This window comes from Rhizobium sp. SVR5-9E, assembly GCF_056755095.1.
In genome coordinates, this window is sequence record NZ_JBNDHS010000591.1 from 1 (window position 1) to 248 (window position 248).

A 248-nucleotide genomic window follows, 5' to 3' on the forward strand; every position below is an offset into this window, starting at 1 on the left:
GACAGACATTTAGAGATGATAGTTGATGAAATCAGTGCTGCCGGCGGTGAAGCTGTCTTTCTGAAGGCAGATGTTAAGAAAAAAAACGATTTGATTCAGCTTGTAAATAAGGCTATGGAAACATACGGAAAATTAGACGTCATCGTCAACAATGCAGGCATCAGCCAATTGAGCCGAATTGATGAATTGGACGTTGACGGTTGGGAAGAAATGACCGATATTACTCTCAAAGGCGTTTTATATGGAAT

At 40.3% G+C, this 248-nt stretch carries 1 protein-coding gene; it reads left to right on the forward strand.

The genetic code is table 11. The features are described 5' to 3' along the window. Nucleotides 1-15 precede the first annotated feature (15 nt). Nucleotides 16-248, forward strand: a 233-nt coding sequence (locus ACPYOJ_RS36190; protein ID WP_481420507.1) for an SDR family oxidoreductase, incomplete at its 3' end; no start/stop codon positions are given.